The sequence below is a fragment of the Variovorax sp. TBS-050B genome, assembly GCF_029893635.1.
Lineage (GTDB): Bacteria > Pseudomonadota > Gammaproteobacteria > Burkholderiales > Burkholderiaceae_C > Variovorax.
In genome coordinates this window covers 977259-991416 of sequence record NZ_JARXYR010000002.1, presented here as the reverse complement: position 1 = coordinate 991416, position 14158 = coordinate 977259, and the positions used below count along the sequence as shown (strand labels likewise).

The window sequence follows — 14158 nt, the reverse complement described above, 5'->3', positions numbered from 1 at the left end:
GCCGGCGCGTCAGCCGCCGTGCGCCCGGACCCAGCGCACGATGTCCGCCGCGCCCGTCGCGCCGGCCTGCCGCGCGACCTCGCGGCCGCCCTTGAACAGCGCCAGCGTCGGGATGCTGCGGATGTTGAAGCGCGCGCCCAGCGCGGGCACCGCCTCGGTGTCGACCTTGGCGAGCCGCACGCGCGGCTCGAGCTGGGCCGCGGCCTGTTCGTAGGCCGGCGCCATCTGGCGGCAGGGGCCGCACCATGGCGCCCAGAAGTCGACCAGCACCGGGATCTCGTTGCGCGCGATGTGGCGGTCGAAGCTGCGCTCGTCGGGCAGGGCCGCCGAATGCCCGCCGAACAGCGGCCGGTGGCAGCTGCCGCAGTCCGGCGCGCTGCCGAGCTGCGCCGCGCGCACGCGGTTGGTGGTGTGGCAGTGCGGGCAGACGATGTGCAGCGTTTCCTCGGTCATCCGCGGAAACTGGGGTCCGCAGGGGTGAATTGCAAGGCCGCGGCCGGCGTGCCGCGGTTTTGCGACACTCGTCGTTCCGTGAGTTCCGCGCCGCTTTCCCCATCCTCCGCTGCCGCGGCCCCGGTCCGCTGGGCCGGCGAAACGCTGTGCCTGCTGCCCGAGCGCGCCGTCTGGTGGCCCGAGCGCCGCGTGCTGTTCGTCGCCGACCTGCACCTCGGCAAGGCGGCGACCTACCGCGCGCTCGGGCAGCCGGTGCCGGGCGGCACCACGCGGCAGAACCTCGCGCGCCTCGATGCGCTGATCGCGGCGCAGGCACCGCAGCGCATCGTCTTCCTCGGCGACTTCCTGCATGCGGCCCAGGCGCGCACGCCGCAGGTGCTCGCCGCGCTCGCCGACTGGCGCGCCGCGCATGCGGCCGTCGACATGACGCTGGTGCGCGGCAACCACGACAGCCGCGCCGGCGACCCGCCGGCCGCGCTCGGCATCGAGGTGGTGAACGAGCCCTGGCTGATCGGGCCGTTCGCGTGCTGCCACCATCCGCAGGACCATGCGACGCATTTCGTGCTCGCCGGCCATCTGCACCCGGTGTGCAAGCTTTACGGCCCGGGCCGCGACAGCGTGCGGCTGCCGTGTTTCGTCAGCGAGCCGCGGCGCGCGGTGCTGCCGGCCTTCGGCGAGTTCACCGGCGGCTGGCTGGTGGAGCGCGCGCCGGGGCGGCGCTTCCATGCCGTGGGCGGGGCCGCGGTGTGGGCGCTGCCGGCCCCGGCCTGAGCCGCGCTCAGAGCACCACCGGCGCGTCCGGCAGCTCGTTGCGGTCCGGCTGGTCGTCCGCGAGCGGGAAGTGCGCCACCAGCAGGGCCGACATCTCCTCGAGCGCCTGCGTGAGCCCGTCCTCGAAGCGCCCTTCGCGAAAGGCTGCGCCCATGCGCTGCGCCATGGCGGCCCATTCGGCATCGTCCACGTGGGCGTCGATGCCGCGGTCGGCCACGATCTCGATCGCATGTTCGGCCAGCAGCAGGTAGATCAGCACGCCGTTGTTGTGCGCCGTGTCCCAGACGCGCAGCTTGCCGAACAGCGTCACCGCGCGCTCGCGCGGCGGGGCATTGCGCCGCAGGTAGGACCACGGCAGCCCGGCTTCGACGCAGATGCGGATCTCGCCGCTGTGGCGCCGCTCGCTCGCGGCCACGCGCGCGGCGAGGCGCTCCATCGCCTCGGGCGGCAGCACGCGCCGCACGTCGGACGCATCCATCCAGCGGTGGCGCCAGGCGCGGGCCAGCCAGCCGAAGAAGGTGGTCGGTGTTGCTGCTGCCATGCCTACCAGTCTCCCGAGGCGCCGCCGCCGCCGAAATCGCCGCCGCCGCCGGAGCTGAAGCCCCCGCCGCCGCCGCTGCTGCCGCCGCTGCTCCAGCCGCCACCGCCGCCGCCCCAGCCGCCGAATCCGCCGCCACCACCACCCCCGCCGCCGCGCCGCCCGAGGTTCGGCGCCGTCGCCGCGACCGCCGAGAACAGCGACACCATCAGCGCGACCATGCCCGCGATCACTGCGATCACGACGCTGGTGGTCAGAAAGAAGGCGACCGCGCCGATGCCGCCGCCCATGACCACCGAACCCAGCGTCTTGCCGAGCAGGGCGCGCACGATCGGCGCGCCGATGAAGACGCCCACGAACAGGAAGATCGCGAGGTTCTCCCAGTCGAAGTCCTTGTCCGCGTCCGCGCCGCCTTCACGCGCCGGCTCGGGCAGCGGCTCGCCGTCGACCAGCCCGATCAGCCGGTCGACCGCTGCGTTGAGCCCGCCCGAGAAGTCGCCGTTGCGAAAGCGCGGCTTCATCTCCTCGTCGATGATGCGCACCGCCGCGAGGTCGGGCACCGCGCCCTCGAGCGCCTTGGCGGTGGCGATGCGCATCTTGCGGTCGTCCTTGGCGACGATCACGAGCAGCCCGTCGCCCACGTCGCGGCGGCCGATCTTCCAGGCATCGCCCACGCGCTGCGCGTAGCTCGCGATGTCTTCCGGCTGCGTGGTCGGCACCATCAGCACCGCGATCTGCGAGCCCTTGCGCTGCTCGAAGGCCGCGAGCTTGGTCTCGAGGCCCGCGCGCTGCGCGGCGTCGAGCGTGCCGGTCTGGTCGATCACGCGGGCCGTGAGTGCGGGAATCGGCAGCAGGCCCTGCGCGAGTGCGCTGGCCGCGGCGAGCACCAGGCAAACGGCCGCAATCCACCGCGCGCACCATGCCAGGAACACCGCGGAACCGGCTCTGCCGGGCCGCAGGTGTTGCCCCCGGCGAGGGGGTCGGCGCAGTGACACGAAGTGCACGAAGCCTGGGGGAGCTACTTCTTCGGCGCGCTGAAGTCGACCGTCGGCGGGGTCGAGATCTGCGCCTCGTTCTGCACCGAGAAGTTGGGCTTGGGGTCGTAGCCGAAGATCTTCGCCGTCAGGTTGGTCGGGAAGCTGCGTGCGAGCACGTTGTACTCCTGCACCGTCTGGATGTAGCGGTTGCGCGCCACGGTGATGCGGTTCTCGGTGCCTTCGAGCGTCACGCGCAGGTCGCGGAAGGCCTGGTTGGCCTTGAGTTCGGGATAGCGCTCCGCCACCACCATCAGCCGCGACAGCGCCGAGCCGAGCTCGCCCTGCGCCTGCTGGAACTTGTTGAAGGCTTCCGGGTTGTTGAGCGTCTCGGGCGTGACCTGGATCGAGGTCGCCTTCGCGCGCGCCTCGATCACCTTGGTGAGCGTGTCCTGCTCGAAGGCCGCTTCGCCCTTGACGGTGGCGACGATGTTGGGCACCAGGTCGGCGCGCCGCTGGTACTGGTTGAGGACCTCGCTCCAGGCCGACTTGCTGGCCTCGTCGAGCGACTGGAACTGGTTGTAGCCGCAGCCGCTGAGCGAGAGCACGGCGGCAAGAATCAGGAACCAGCGTTTCAGGATCGTCATTTGCATTACCTCCGCAGAAGTGCCGGAAGTTAGCATAGACCGCCATGTCCCTCGATCCTCTCCATGCCCTGCAGGCAGCGAACCGCGTCCAGCCACCCACGAAGGCGGCGCTCGCGGGCACGGTGCTGGTCGCGGGCGCGACCGGCGCGCTCGGGCAGGAACTCGTGCGGCTGTTCGCCGGCAACCGCCGCTTCGCGCACGTGCGGCTGCTCGCGCGCGAACCGGTGCGCGACGGCATGCGCGGCGTCGAGAGCTGCCTCGCGCCCGAGGCGCCGATCGCCGAGTGGCCGCCGACCTCGGCCGAGGCGGCGGTGGTGGCCTTCGATCCGCCGCGGCTCTACCACGACCGCGAACGCGCCTTCTGGGCGCCGCAGCCCGGCGAACTGCCGGCGCTCGCGCGCTGGCTGCGCAGCTGCGGCGTCCACACGCTCGCGATCGTGCAGCCGCACGACCAGGGGCGGCTGCCCGAGGCGCTCAAGCGCGGCCTCGCGAGCCTCGACGAACATGCGGTGGTGGCCTGCGGCTTCGAGCGCGTGCTCCTCGTGCGCTCGGCGCGCCGGCCGGCGAACGCGCGGCTTCGCGGGCCCGCCGAGCGGCTGGCCGACTGGATGCTCTCGACCCTGCGCTACATGGTGCCGAGCAGCGAGCAGCCGGTGCGCGCTTCGAAGGTGGCCGAGCTGGTCGAGCTGGCGCTGCGCATCGCGCCGCCCGGCGTGCACGTGGCGGCGCCGGAGCTGGTGTGGGAAGCGGCCCAGGGCGAGATGCAGGCCGTGGCCGCGCGCTGGCTCGGCGTGCCGGGCTGAAGCTCAGCCTCAGCCGCGCCACAGCCGCAGCAGTTCCTGCGAATCCATCACCAGCCCCAGGTGCAGCGACACCATCGCCAGCGCCGCGCCCTCGAGGTGCGCGTCGGTGCCGCGCACCAGGTCGCGCAGCACGATCACGCGGTAGTTGCGGTTGCTGGCGTCGAAGGCGGTGTTGAGCACGCAGCAGTCGGTGAAGCCGCCGTCGAGCACCACGGTCTCGATGCGCTGGTTGCGCAGCAGGAAGTCGAGGTCGGTCGGGTAGAAGGCCGAGAGCCGGCGCTTGCCGTCCACGCGCATGTCGCCGGGTTCCACGCGCGTGACCCACTCGGTCCACTTCGAGCCTTCGATGGCATGCGCGTCGGCGTTCGGGATCTCGCCCACGTGCAGCGGAAAGGTGCGCCGCCATGCCGACGGAATGCCGTGGATGTCGTCCACCCCGCCGGGCCGCAGCACCGACCTGACGTGCACGATGCGCACGCCCAGCGCACGCACCGCGTCGTGGAAGCCGTCGATGGGCGCCACCACGTCGCGCGCACGCGGCGCGGGGCAGGGGCAGTCGGGGCTGTCGTCGAGGTGGCCGCGGTGCATGTCGATGGAGACGACCGCGGTGGTGGCGGGATCGAGGTAGTCGGCGAAGGTCGCCGCATCGAGCTCGCGCTCCTCGTCGTAGACCCAGGCCTTCATCGGCGTTCTTCCCGCACGTAGGGTTGGCCCAGCGCGCCGGGCTCTTCATCGGCGCCGCGCCGCGAGAGCGCGACCCACACCATCACGCCCAGCGTCACCGCATACGGCGTCATCAGCACGAAGTACTGCGGCAGCTGCACGCCGGCGGCGGCCAGCTGGGGAATCAGCGCCTCGATGCAGCCGAAGAGCAGCGCCCCGGCGAGCGCCTTCCACGGCGACCAGCGCGCGAAGATCACGAGGCCCACGGCGATCCAGCCGCGACCGCCGGTCATGCCCGCGATCCACAGCTTGGTGCTGACCACCGAGATGTAGGCGCCCGCCAGCCCCACCAGCGCCGAGCCCGCGAGCACCGCGGCGAAGCGCCATGCGGTCACGCGAAGGCCCGCCGCGTCGGCCGCCTGCGGGTTCTCGCCCACCGCGCGCAGCCGCAGGCCGGCCGCGCTGCGCGCGAAGAACCACGCCACCGCGCCGAAGATCGGCAGCGTGAGCCACACCATCGCGTTCTGCTCGAAGAGGCGGCCCACGCCCGGCAGCAGCGACAGCGGCCACAGGCCCATCGTGCCGATGCCTTCGGTCGCATGGTTGGTCCACTCGGCCATCGAGCCCACCAGCGCGGTGAGCCCCTGGCAGAAGAAGACCAGCGCGAGCCCGGCGATCACCTGGTTCACGCGCAGCCAGATCACCATCACCGCGAACAGCACCGACACCACGCTGGCCGCCAGCATCGCGAGCACCAGCGACACGGCCGGCTGGCCGATCACGATCTGTGCGCCGATGCCGGCCAGCGCGCCGACCAGCATCAGCCCCTCGGCGCCGAGCGCGAGCACGCCCGCGCGCTCGCAGATGATGAGACCGAGCGCGGCGAGCGCATAGGGCACCGCGAAGTCCGGCGTGCTCGCGAGCCAGTTGAGGACGATGCCGCCGTTCATTGCACGGCCTCCCCGCCCACGCGGCGCAGCCGGTGGCGGATGAAGAAGTCGCTCGACGCCACGCACACCACGATCACCGCCTGGATCAGCTGCACCATCGAGAACGGCACCTGGTAGAACACCTGCAGGCTGCGGCCGGTGACGAAGAGCGCGGCCACCAGCAGCGCCACCACCGTGGCCGCGAGCGGGTTGTTGCGCGCGAGGAAGGCGATGAGGATGCCCGAGAAGCCGTAGCCCTGGTAGAAGGCCTGCGTGAGCCGGCCTTCCTGGCCCGCGACCACCGCGAAGCCCGCGAGCCCGGCCATCGCGCCAGAGAGCAGCACCGCGCCGTAGATGGTGCGTCGCACCGGCACGCCGCTGGCGTGCGCCACGCGCGGGTTCGCATCGACGAAACGCAGGTACAGGCCCATGCGGCTCACGCTCGCGAGCCACCACGCCAGCAGCGCGACGATGCCCGCCAGCAGGATCGAGCTGCCGATGCCCGCGCCGAGCTCGGGCAGCCGCTCGAAGGCACGGAACTGCGGCGAGTAGGGGAAGTTGTCCTTCGGGTCCTTCCAGCTGCCGTAGACCAGGTGCAGCAGGAAGTTGGCCGCCATGTAGTTGAGCATCAGCGTCGAGATGATCTCGTTCACGCCGAGCTTGAGCTTGAGCCACACGGGCCCCAGCACCCACAGCAGTCCGCAGCCGATGGCCGCGATGAACATCAGCGGCAGGCGCAGGTTCTCGGGCCCGATCTGCCACATCGAGACGGTGGTCGCGCCGATGGCGCCCCAGATCATCTGGCCTTCGAGCCCCAGGTTCCAGAAGCGCGCGCGGAAGGCGATGGCGCCCGCGAGGCCCACGAGGATCATCGGCGCGGCCTGGAACAGCACGGCGCGGAAGTTCTGGCCGTCGAGGAAGGTCTGCATCACGAACTCGTTGGCGAGTTCGTCGGCGGGCACGCCCGCGGCCACGAGGATCGCCGCGGAGATGGCGAAGCCCACGAGCAGCGCCGCCGCGAGGATCAGCGCCTGCCAGCGCCACGGCATGTGCTGGCGGATCTCGAGCGCGTAGCGACGGCGGGCCAGCGGCTGCATGGGCTGCGCCGTGCGCGGCGCCTCGTGCGCGACGGCCGCAGCAGATGCCTTGGCGGGCGGCGTGGCGGATGTGGAAGCGCGCGCTGCCCCGTCGGCCATGAGGGAGGCGTCAGCCATGGTCCACCATCGCCTGTCCGATGGCCTGCCGGTCCGCGGGCTGCGCGAACTCGCCGGCGATGCGCCCGCGCGTCATCACGCCGATGCGGTCGGCGAGCTGCAGCACCTCGTCGAGGTCCTCGCTGATGAGCAGCACCGCCGCACCGCCGTCGCGTGCGGCGCGCAGCCTCGCATGCACCTCGGCGCTGGCGCGCACGTCGAGCCCGCGGCTCGGGCTGTGCGCGAGCACCAGCGTGGGCGACTTGCCGAATTCGCGCGCCAGCACCAGCTTCTGCGCGTTGCCGCCCGAGAGCAGCGCCGCCTTCTGCGCGACCGAGCGCACGCCCTGCACGTCGAAGGCGCGCACCGCTTCCTGCGTGTCGCTCTGGATGCGGCTGCGGCGCAGGCGCCACACGGGTCCGTAGCGGCCGGTGTGCACGCGGCCGATGGCGTAGTTCTCGGCCACCGAGAGGCCGCCCGCGAGCGCGAGCCCGTAGCGGTCGGCCGGAATGGCGGCGATGCCGATGCCCCGGCGCACCGCGGCGGGCATGGTCTTGAGGTCGCCATGGCCTTCGAGCCGGATCTCGCCTTCGGTGGCCTCGCCCGGCAGGCCCATGATCGCGCCCGCCAGCTCGCCCTGGCCGTTGCCGCCCACGCCGGCCAGGCCGTAGATCTCGCCCGCATGCAGGTCGAGGTCCACGCCGTCGAGCACGCGGCGGCCTTCGGGCGAGGCGGGCGTGCGCAGGCCGCGCACCGAAAGGCGCACCGGCCCGCGCGGCGCCGCCGAGGGCTCGAAGCCCTGCGCCGCGATCGACTCGCCCACCGTGAGCTTCACCAGCTCGGCCACCGATGCATCGCCGGGCTTCAGCGTGGCCACGGTGCGGCCGCCGCGCATGACGGTCACGCGGTCGGCGTAGGTCTTCACGTCGGCCATCTTGTGCGTGACCAGCACCACGGCCGCGCCCTGGCGTGCCAGGCCCTGCACCGTCTGCAGCAGGCGCGCGGCCTCCTGGTCGGTCAGCACGGCCGTGGGCTCGTCGAGGATCAGGATGCGCGCGCCGGCCAGCAGCACCTTGAGGATCTCCACGCGCTGCTGCTCGGCGATCGACAGCGCATCGACGCGCTTCGCCGGATCGATGTCGAAGCCCAGCTCCGCCGCCTTGTTGCGGATGTCGCGCGTGATCTCGCGCAACCGCTCGCCATGGCTCTGGAACTCCGGAGGCGGCGGCGCGGTGAGCAGGATGTTCTGCGCCACCGTGAACGGCCGCACCAGCTTGAAATGCTGGTGGACCATGCCGATGCGGTGCTTCGCCGCGTCGCGCGGCCCGGCGAAGCGCACCGCGTTGTCGTCCACCAGCAGCTGGCCGGCCTCGGGCGCGTAGAGGCCGGCCGCGATGTTCATCAGCGAGGACTTGCCCGCGCCGTTTTCCCCGAGCAGCGCGTGCACCTCGCCCCAGCGCGCCGCGAAGTGGGCGTCGGTCAGTGCCGCGAAGCCGTCGAAGGTCTTGCGGATGCCGGTGAGTTCGAGCGCGTTGGGCATGTGCGGCCTTGGCTTGTCCCGGGGCCTACTTCTGCGTGACCACGCCCTTGACGAACCAGTCCATCTTCCAGAGCTCGGCGTCCGAGAGCACCGCGCCCTTGGCCACGCGCTCCTTGCCGTCGCGGTCGGCGAGCGGACCGGCGTAGATCTGCTTGCCCTTCATGATCGCGTCGCGCTCGGCGGTGATGAGCGCTGCCTTGTCCTTGGGCACGGCCGGGCCGAAGCCGGCGATGTCGGTGCCGCCGTCCTTCATCTCGATGAAGGCGCCGTATTGCGCGGGCTTCCAGCCGCCGGCCATGATCTTCTTGAGTTCGGGCGCGAGGAAGCGGTCCCACACCCACACGGAGGAACACAGCGTGGCCTTGGGCGCGAACTGGCGCAGGTCGCGGTGGTGGCCGGTGCCGTACACGCCGCGCTCCTGCGCGACGATCTGCGGCGTGGGGCTGTCCACGTGCTGGCCGATCACGTCGGCGCCCTGGTCGATGAGCGCGGCGGCGGCCGCGCGCTCCTTCACCGGGTCGTTCCACGCGCCGGTGTAGATCACGTTGACGGTGGCGTTGGGGTTCATCTTCTGCGCGCCGAGCGCGAAGGCGTTGATGGTCCAGTTCACCACGCCGAAGGGGTTGGCCGCGACGAAGCCGAGCTTGCCGGTCTTCGAGGCGGCACCGGCGGCCATGCCGCAGAGGTACTGGCTCTCGTAGGTGCGGCCGTAGAAGGATTCGAGGTTGCTGCCGTTGGTGGTGCCCGAGCCGTTGAGGAAGGCCACGCCGGGGTACTTGGCAGCCAGGTCCTTGAAGCTGTCGGAATAGCCGAAGGCGGTGCCGATCACGATGTTGGCGCCGCGCTGGATGAACTTCTCCGCCGCGGGCTTGATGGCCGAGGCGTCCTCGGGCACGTTCTCCACGAACTGGATCTTCTGGCCCGATCTCCTTCTCGATCTTCACGCGGGCTTCGTCGAAGGCCTGCGTCCAGCCGCCGTCGTTCTTGGGGCCGAAGTAGAGCATCGCGATCTTCGGCTTGTCCTTCAGCGTGAAGCCGTCGGCGGCGGCCGGCAGCGAGAACGAGGCGCCGCAGGCTGCGAGCGTCAGTGCCAGCCCGAGGGCCGGGCCGTGGGAGGAGATGCGCGGCATGGAGCAACCTTTCGTGAGGAGCGTGAGGACGAGGGAGAAAAGAAAAATGAAAGGCCGCGCCGCTACATCATGAAATTGATGCGGAACACGTTGCCCTCGGGGTCGAGCAGCACCGACTGGTACCAGTCGTAGTAGGTCACATAGGGCGGCTTCACGAGCGTGGCGCCGGCCTCGAGCGCGACCGGCACCATGCGGTCGACCTCGGCCTGGCTGTCGACGTCGATGTTCAGCAGGAACTTCACGCCGCGCGTGTCGGCGAATTCGCCCAGGTGCAGCAGCTCGTAGGCATCGAGCGCGTTGAAGCCGAGGCTCGATTTGCCGGTGTCCAGCCCGCGGAAGATGGGCGAGCGGATCGCCTCGATCTCCTGGAAGCCGAACACGCGCTGGTAGAAGCCGCTGAGCGCGACCACGTCCTTCGCGAAGACGTTGACGTAGGACAGGTGGGCCATGTGATCCGGGCGCCTCCGAGGAATCAGGCCGCGACCTTGGTGCCGCCGAAGGTCGTCTGCTTGACGAACTTGGAGGTGAGGTGGTCGCCCGAGGAGATGGGCGCGTACTTTGGCTGCTCGCCGGGCGCGAGGCAGCTCGGCAGGCACTCGACCATCGCGTCGTAGTTGGGCTGGTGGAAGAACACCAGCGACTGCCGGCGGTTGGTGCTCGCGACCTCGAAGGGCGGGTTGATCACGCGGTGCAGCGTGGACACCCACTGGTCGTTGGTCCACTGCATCATGAGGTCGGCGATGTTGACCACCAGGCCGCCCTCGACCTGCGGCACGTCCACCCACTGGCCGGCCTTGTTGAACACCTGCAGGCCCTTGTCGTCGGGCAGCACGATGGTGAGGCTGCCGTAGTCGCTGTGCGCGCCCGCGCGCAGCTGGCCGGGCAGCGGCTGCTCGCGCTGCGGCGGGTAGCTCAGCACGCGGAACATGCTGATGTGCTTGTCGATCTTGTCGTCGAAGAAGGTCTCGGGCAGCGAGAGGCCGAGCGCGAAGACGCGCATCAGCGAGCGCGAGAGATCGCTCATCGCCTCGAAGTACTGCTCGTAGGCCTCTTTGAAGCCCTCGATGGGGGGCCAGCTGTTGGGCTCGAAGTGCGGGCCGGCGGCCGGGCCGCGGTGGTAGTCGTCGTCCGGCACGTTCGAGGGGCCGATGGAGAACGACTCCTTCAGGTCGCCCGGCGCCGCTTCCTCGAGGCTGTAGGAGAGGCCTTCCTCGCCCACCGCGCTGTAGCCGCGCACCGCGTCCTCGCGCGGACGATCGACCTTGCGCTTCTCGGCCAGCGGCATGTCGAAGAACCTGCGCGAGAGGGAGGACACGCGCGAGATCAGCTCGGGCGAGATGCCGTGGTTGGTGATGACCAGGAAGCCGATGCTGCGGCAGGCCTCGTCGACTTTCTTCGCGACCTCCGCCTTGCCTTCGGCGGTGCCGGCGAAGTAGGGCGCGAGATCGATGATGGGGACGGAAAGCAGGGTCATGGCAGGTTCCTCGTGCTTGGCATGCCTTTCGCCATGCAACGTCTGTGCCAGTTGGACCAAATGGACAAAACCCATCCGTCGCGTCAGCATGGTGCGCATTGCGCGCCGCGAAGACGATGCCGGCGCGAGGCGATGCACCATGGCCTTACAGTGGTGCGCCTTGACGCCTGCAGAGGCGACACCGATGGACCGAACGAGGGAGCAGCGAGGGAAGATGCCGAAGACCAAAGCACTGGCCGCGAGCGCCAGCAAGCAAAGCCCCGTGCGCAAGCGCGCGAAGCCGGCGGTGCGCAGCGCCTCCGCGGTGAGCCGCCGGCTGCGCCAGATCGAGGACAAGCGCAGCGCGATCCTCGGCGCGGCGCTGGGGCTGTTCTCGCGCTTCGGCCTGCACGGCACCTCCATCGACCAGGTGGCTGCGCGCGCCGACGTGTCGAAGAGCAACCTGCTCTACTACTTCGCGAACAAGGAAGAGCTCTACGTCAGCGTGCTGCGCGACCTGCTCGCGCTGTGGCTCGAACCGCTGCGCGGCTTCAGCGCCGAGCAGGACCCGGCCCAGGCCATCGGCGACTACATCCGCCGCAAGCTGGTGATCTCGCGCGACCGGCCCGATGCGTCGCGGCTCTTCTGCCTGGAGATGATCCAGGGCGCGCCGCTGCTGCGCGACGAACTCGACCGCGAACTGCGCACCCTGGTGGAGAAGAAGTCGGAAGTGATCCGCGCCTGGATCGATGCGGGCAAGCTGGCGCCGGTCGATCCGCACCACCTCGTCTTCGCGCTCTGGGCCGTGACGCAGCACTACGCGGACTTCGGCGTGCAGGTGCAGGCGCTCGCGGGGCACACGCTGGAAGACGAGGGATTCTTCGAGCGCACGGTGGAGAACATCCAGCGCATCGTGCTGCAGGGCATCGTGCCGCGCTGAGGGCTGCCTTGCTCCCTCCCCCGCTGGGGGAGGGTGGGGGTGGGGGCAAGCAGCCTATCCATCGAGCGCTCTGCCTGCCCCCATCCCAGCCTTCCCCCAGAGGGGGAAGGAGCGACGCGAAGGCACTGCCTGCGAATGCAGAGGGGCAAGAAGATCAGTGCTGCGGTGGCGCAGCGATCTCGTGATACCGGCGATCGAAGTAGATGAGCCCCTGCGCCGCACCACCGATGGCAATGGCGACGGCCTCGCAGAACAGCACGTCGTGCGTGCCCGCGCTGGTCGCATGCACCACCCGGCAGTCGAAGGACACGGCCGCGTCGTCGAGCACCGGCGAGCCGGTGGTGTTGCGGCTCCAGCGGGCCGCGGCGAAGCGCTCGTCCATCGGCGTCTTGCCGCCGAAGAGGGCGGACAGCGACTGGTGCCCTGCGGCCAGCACGTTGACGCACAGCACGCCGTTGGCCTTGAACGCCGGGTACACCGAGGCCGAGCGGTTGAGGCACACCAGCAGCGTCGGCGGCTCGTCGGTCACGCTGCACACGGCCGAGGCGGTGAAGCCCGCGCGGCCTGCGGGGCCGTCGGTGGTGATGATGTTCACCGCCGCGCCCAGCCGCGCCATCGCATTGCGGAAGTCGGCCTTCTGCAGGCCCGGCGGCATCACGGCGGGGTTCGGTGAGGCGGGAGCGTGGGAGGCCATGGCGTTCGGCATGTCGTAACGGCGCCTTCAGGCGAGCCGGCAGGCCTCGTCGAAGGCCAGCCGCGGCAGCCGGCCGAACAGCTTCGATGGGTCGCCGTGGCCGAGGTTGATGAGGAAGTTGACGGTCCAGTCGGTGCCCTCGAAGAAGGCCGCGTCGACCTTCGCCTTGTCGAAGCCCGACATCGGGCCCGCGTCGAGTCCGACCGCGCGCGCCGCCAGCAGCAGGTAGCCCGCCTGCAGGCTGGCGTTTCGGAAGGCCGTCTCGTGCGCGGCCTCGGGGCTGCCGGTGAACCAGCTGCGCGCATCGGCATGCGGGAACAGCGTGGGCAGCCTGTCGTAGAACCTGCGGTCCCACGCGGCGATGACGGTGACGGGCGCGGCCATGGTCTTGTCGAGGTTGCCCTTGGAGAGCGCCGGCGCGAGGCGCTGCTTGCCTTCGGGCGTGCGCACGAAGACGAAGCGCGCGGGCGAGCAGTTGGCCGAGGTGGGGCCGAGGCTTGCGAGCGCGTAGACCTGCGCGAGCTGCGCGTCGGTGACGGGCTCGTCGGTCCAGCCGTTGTGGCTGCGCGCGCCGGTGAAGAGCAGCGACAGCGCGGCGTCGTCGAGGGTGTGGGTGGTGGTCATGCTGGAACGGCGGGTGCACTGACCCGCGAGAGAAAGTCGAGCAGGCTGCGGTTGAAGGCGTCGGCCTCGGTCACGCTGTGGGCATGGCCGCCGTGCGGCACGATGTCGAGCGTGACGTCGCGCAGGCCGTCGGCGAGGCGCTGGGAGCAGGTCCAGGGCACCAGCGTGTCGTCCCTGGCCGCGGCGATCAAGGCGGGCGCGGCGATGTCGGCGAGACGGGCATCGATGTCGAAGGCGCGCAGCGCGGCGATGCGGGCGCGCATGTTGGCCTCGCCCGGGAAGTGCGCGAAGGCGTGGTCGACTTCGTCGGCCACGCGCTGCGCGTTCTCGGCGGCCCAGGCCGCGGGGTAGAGGAAGATCGGCTGCGCCTCGACGTACGCGCGCGCACCGCAGGCGCCGAGCAGCGCGAGCCTTGCATCGAAGCAGCGCGCCGAATGCGGGTTGGGCCTCGACCACGCGTTGACGAGCACGAGGCTCGCGATGCGCGAAGGCGCGTCGAGCGCGAGCTGCAGGCCGACGAGGCCGCCGAGCGCATGGCCCGCGAAGTGGCACCGCGCGGTGTTCGTCGCGTCGAGGATCTCGATCACGTCCCGGGCCATGTCCGCGATGGCATAGACCTCGGGCAGCGCGGCGGGGCTGCGGCCGGTGCCGCGCTGGTCGTAGGCGACGACGCGGTAGCCGGCGGCAATCAGCGCGCCGAGTTGCGGCTGCCAGAAGCCGGCCGAGCCGCCGAGGCCCGAGGACAGCAGCACCGTGACCGCTGCATCGCGCGGCCCGTGAACCTCGTAGTGCAGCGCGCCCATGAA

Annotated in this window: 16 protein-coding genes and 1 pseudogene; 3 read left to right on the top strand and 14 right to left on the bottom strand. The window is 70.9% G+C overall.

Going from position 1 to position 14158, the window contains the following annotated elements; all coding sequences use genetic code 11:
- Window positions 1-9 precede the first annotated feature (9 nt).
- Complete coding sequence (gene trxC / locus M2165_RS07685; RefSeq protein ID WP_280814074.1) at window positions 10-453, bottom strand: thioredoxin TrxC; 444 nt, start codon at window positions 451-453, stop codon at window positions 10-12.
- A 78-nt stretch (window positions 454-531) separates the two neighbouring features.
- Here trxC and pdeM point away from each other — a divergent pair, with 78 nt between their 5' ends.
- Window positions 532-1224: a ligase-associated DNA damage response endonuclease PdeM gene (pdeM, locus tag M2165_RS07680; RefSeq protein ID WP_280814073.1), complete on the top strand. Its 693-nt coding sequence runs from the start codon at window positions 532-534 to the stop codon at window positions 1222-1224.
- A gap of 7 nt (window positions 1225-1231) precedes the next feature.
- On the opposite strand, the gene M2165_RS07675 is transcribed toward pdeM, so the two are convergent.
- From M2165_RS07675 to M2165_RS07665, 3 genes are all read right to left on the bottom strand, one after another.
- Window positions 1232-1765: a TPM domain-containing protein gene (locus tag M2165_RS07675; protein ID WP_280814072.1), complete on the bottom strand. Its 534-nt coding sequence runs from the start codon at window positions 1763-1765 to the stop codon at window positions 1232-1234.
- Between the two features lie 2 nt (window positions 1766-1767).
- Entirely contained in the window at window positions 1768-2649 is an 882-nt protein-coding gene (locus M2165_RS07670; protein ID WP_280814071.1) for a TPM domain-containing protein, read from the bottom strand.
- Window positions 2650-2780: 131 nt separating this feature from the next.
- Complete coding sequence (locus M2165_RS07665; protein WP_280814070.1) at window positions 2781-3383, bottom strand: LemA family protein; 603 nt, start codon at window positions 3381-3383, stop codon at window positions 2781-2783.
- A 44-nt stretch (window positions 3384-3427) separates the two neighbouring features.
- On the opposite strand from M2165_RS07665, the gene M2165_RS07660 reads away from it, so the two are divergent.
- Entirely contained in the window at window positions 3428-4186 is a 759-nt protein-coding gene (locus M2165_RS07660; protein ID WP_280814069.1) for a hypothetical protein, read from the top strand.
- Window positions 4187-4195: 9 nt separating this feature from the next.
- On the opposite strand, the gene M2165_RS07655 is transcribed toward M2165_RS07660, so the two are convergent.
- The 7 genes and pseudogenes from M2165_RS07655 to M2165_RS07625 form a co-directional block, all read right to left on the bottom strand.
- The gene (locus M2165_RS07655) at window positions 4196-4870 is read right to left on the bottom strand and encodes a cysteine hydrolase family protein (RefSeq protein WP_280814068.1); all 675 of its coding nucleotides are present in this window, start codon (window positions 4868-4870) and stop codon (window positions 4196-4198) included.
- Window positions 4867-5799: an ABC transporter permease gene (locus M2165_RS07650; protein WP_280814067.1), complete on the bottom strand. Its 933-nt coding sequence runs from the start codon at window positions 5797-5799 to the stop codon at window positions 4867-4869. The genes M2165_RS07655 and M2165_RS07650 overlap by 4 nt, the downstream gene beginning before the upstream one ends.
- Window positions 5796-6875 carry an ABC transporter permease gene (locus M2165_RS07645; RefSeq protein ID WP_280817491.1) on the bottom strand — a complete coding sequence of 360 codons (1080 nt, stop codon included), beginning with the start codon at window positions 6873-6875 and terminating at the stop codon, window positions 5796-5798. Before M2165_RS07645 ends, M2165_RS07650 begins: the two co-directional genes overlap by 4 nt.
- A 109-nt stretch (window positions 6876-6984) precedes the next feature.
- Window positions 6985-8511, bottom strand: coding sequence for an ABC transporter ATP-binding protein (locus M2165_RS07640; RefSeq protein WP_280814066.1), 1527 nt, complete (start codon window positions 8509-8511; stop codon window positions 6985-6987).
- Window positions 8512-8536: 25 nt separating this feature from the next.
- Window positions 8537-9641, bottom strand: a pseudogene (locus M2165_RS07635) (BMP family ABC transporter substrate-binding protein).
- Between the two features lie 62 nt (window positions 9642-9703).
- Window positions 9704-10090 carry a VOC family protein gene (locus M2165_RS07630; protein ID WP_280814064.1) on the bottom strand — a complete coding sequence of 129 codons (387 nt, stop codon included), beginning with the start codon at window positions 10088-10090 and terminating at the stop codon, window positions 9704-9706.
- Between the two features lie 23 nt (window positions 10091-10113).
- A complete protein-coding gene (locus M2165_RS07625) occupies window positions 10114-11115 on the bottom strand; it encodes a 2-oxoglutarate and iron-dependent oxygenase domain-containing protein (RefSeq protein ID WP_280814063.1) in 1002 nt (333 codons plus the stop codon).
- Window positions 11116-11329: 214 nt separating this feature from the next.
- On the opposite strand from M2165_RS07625, the gene rutR reads away from it, so the two are divergent.
- Window positions 11330-12034, top strand: coding sequence for an HTH-type transcriptional regulator RutR (gene rutR, locus M2165_RS07620; protein WP_280814062.1), 705 nt, complete (start codon window positions 11330-11332; stop codon window positions 12032-12034).
- A 154-nt stretch (window positions 12035-12188) separates the two neighbouring features.
- Here rutR and rutF read toward each other — a convergent pair whose 3' ends face one another.
- The 3 genes from rutF to rutD all read right to left on the bottom strand — a co-directional run bounded on the left by rutF (window position 12189) and on the right by rutD (window position 14155).
- The gene (gene rutF / locus M2165_RS07615; protein WP_348541058.1) at window positions 12189-12689 is read right to left on the bottom strand and encodes an NADH-dependent FMN reductase RutF; all 501 of its coding nucleotides are present in this window, start codon (window positions 12687-12689) and stop codon (window positions 12189-12191) included.
- A gap of 66 nt (window positions 12690-12755) precedes the next feature.
- On the bottom strand, window positions 12756-13352 hold the full coding sequence (locus M2165_RS07610) for a malonic semialdehyde reductase (protein WP_280814060.1): 597 nt from the start codon (window positions 13350-13352) through the stop codon (window positions 12756-12758).
- Window positions 13349-14155, bottom strand: a complete 807-nt coding sequence (gene rutD, locus M2165_RS07605; protein WP_280814059.1) for a pyrimidine utilization protein D — start codon at window positions 14153-14155, stop codon at window positions 13349-13351. The genes M2165_RS07610 and rutD overlap by 4 nt, the downstream gene beginning before the upstream one ends.
- Window positions 14156-14158: the final 3 nt, after the last annotated feature.